Genomic DNA, 2,271 nt, shown 5'->3' with positions numbered 1-2,271 from the left:
CAGCTCTCGACCTGCGGCGAGCAGAGACGCCGCTGCGTGAAGGTGAACCCGGAAGCGGGACGGTTCGGAGAGGATTCGAGCTGGATGATACTGGCGGGGAAATAGCACATGACGGAGCTGGAAAAACAGTTGCTGAGCGCATTAGAGCAGCTACAGCAGGACTACTCGAAAAGGCTGGACGAGTGGGAGAGCGCCTTCGCGGAATGGCGGACGATGTCTGGTCTTATGCAACGGGAGAACGCAGCGCTGAGCGAGCGCGTCACGGGCTTGAGCAGGCAGGTGCAGAGTTTGAGCGAGCAGCTGCGCCGGTTGTCGAGCGACTGAATGCCGTCGAGCTGCACCGGGAGCAGGAGCGCGTGGTGCAGCATCAGAAAGCGCTGGAGCTGGAGCGATCTCAGCGACAGCGGACGTATAACAGCCCTTCACTGTGATAACCTGATAAAACGGGGCTTTCGGTGGACATCTGCGCTGAAAGCCGGAGCCATTCACCCGACTGCATAGCCATGCAGCCGGGTGAAATTTATCTGGCGCAGAATGCGCGGTTTAGCGGAGAGTTTGCTGCCGGTTTTACCGGGCTGACGCCGCATTTGTTCCGAACCCGTCCGGGGCGGTGCTGATAAGGGATGTTATGGTAAATGCGGCATTTTTTATTATATGGAGTGTATTTTTATGAGAATTAAAAAGCCTCACCTTCGTCCGATAGTCATAACCTTGTCCGTTGGTGGGATTTTGTTAACTTCTATTTTTCTGATTGCCGTTATTATGGTTTTTCAGCGCGAAAATATAGAAAAAGATTTGCTTGATGCTAATTCATCGTACGCTATGAAAATGTCAGATGTAATGAGTGGTTATATTGAAATGGCTCAAGGTGAATTAGCATATGGAGCAAAAAAAATAAAATCAACTAATGATATTGACTCACTTAAAGATGAGGCGGATAGGTTAAGATTGCAGTCTGGTATGTTTAATTCAGTTTTTGTTGTTAGTAATGATGCTGTTGTTCTGGCGACTTCGCCAGAATCTCTTGATTTAGTTGGTACCCGCTTGAATTCAAGTGCCAACAAATTGGCGATTGAGGAAAAGAAACCATTCATATCTTCACCGTTCAAATCAGTTACTGGGAATTTGATTATTTTGTTGTCACATCCTATTTATGATAAGAATGGCAATTACATAGGGCATGTCGGTGGGTCTATATATCTAAAAAAACATAGTTTATTTAGCGATGTTTTGAGCAGGCATTTTTTCAAGAGCGACACTGAAATTAGCATTGTTAGTGATGATGGAACTGTGATCTTTAATAACGATAACAGTGCTGTTGGTCGGCCCATGGTTATGTCTGATGATTTGAAATCAAAGTTAACGGAGTCTGATAGAGGTGAGGGGGAATTTTTTTTTTCGGGGAATAGATATCTTCTGGGTTATGCTCATGTGAAAAATACTGCTTGGAATGTGTTGGTTTATAGCCATGCTGAAAGCGCGACTACTATTCTTATTACTTATGCTAAAAGTGTACTTGTTCTGCTAATTGTAATAATTATTGCATTTTCACTTCTTTCATATTTCATTGCCTCCCGTATTTCACTTCCTTTAGAAAAGCTTGCTATATCTACCAATGCTAAAGATATAGGGGCTTCGTTAGTTTATATTAAAGCTATCAATGCTTGGTATGCCGAAGCTGATCGACTTAAAAAGGCACTTTTTACGCATGTTAAGGTAATGATGGAAAGGGTTGATTCTTTAAATGAGGTGGCGCTTAAAGATCCCCTTACCGGCGTGAACAATAGATTGGGGTTTTCAACTAAAATACAGAATAACAAGTATGGGGCAGGAGCTTCAGTTATTGCTATTGATGTTGATTTTTTTAAAAAAATAAATGATAGTTTCGGGCATGGGGTCGGAGATGAGGTGCTTGTTTCTTTGGCTCAGATTATTAAGTCTTGTTGCCGTAGTGAAGATATTATTTGTCGGTTTGGTGGAGAAGAGTTTGTTGTTTTTCTGCCGAATACATCTGTGGTAACAGCGGAGTGTGTTGCGGAGCGTATTAGGAGTGTTATTGAACGTACTGTTTTCCCTAATAACTTGCGTGTCACCGTATCTGCTGGTGTGGCAACACAAGATGATCCTCTTGGTGGGATCGATTTTTTGCTGAAAAATGCTGACGATGCTCTTTATCAAGCTAAGAGAGAGGGGCGTAATAAAGTGATTGTATATATCGCTATTTGAGTTTTTTTGATGACGCTTTTTTCTCTTGTTTGCCGTTTTTTTTTT

At 43.2% G+C, this 2,271-nt stretch carries 2 protein-coding genes; both read left to right on the top strand.

The window, feature by feature from the left end; translation table 11 throughout:
* Nucleotides 1–431: hypothetical protein (locus tag FYJ43_RS12640; protein ID WP_456064357.1), on the top strand; the 431-nt coding region annotated here is incomplete at its 5' end.
* Between the two features lie 238 nt (nt 432–669).
* A complete protein-coding gene (locus FYJ43_RS11865) occupies nt 670–2,226 on the top strand; it encodes a sensor domain-containing diguanylate cyclase (RefSeq protein ID WP_229771771.1) in 1,557 nt (518 codons plus the stop codon).
* The last annotated feature ends 45 nt before the right edge of the window (nt 2,227–2,271 follow it).

The sequence above is a fragment of the Cutibacterium porci genome (assembly GCF_009696315.1).
Lineage (GTDB): Bacteria > Actinomycetota > Actinomycetes > Propionibacteriales > Propionibacteriaceae > Cutibacterium > Cutibacterium porci.
The sequence above is the reverse complement of the archived record's forward strand: the minus strand, read 5'-3'. Positions and strand labels throughout refer to the sequence as shown.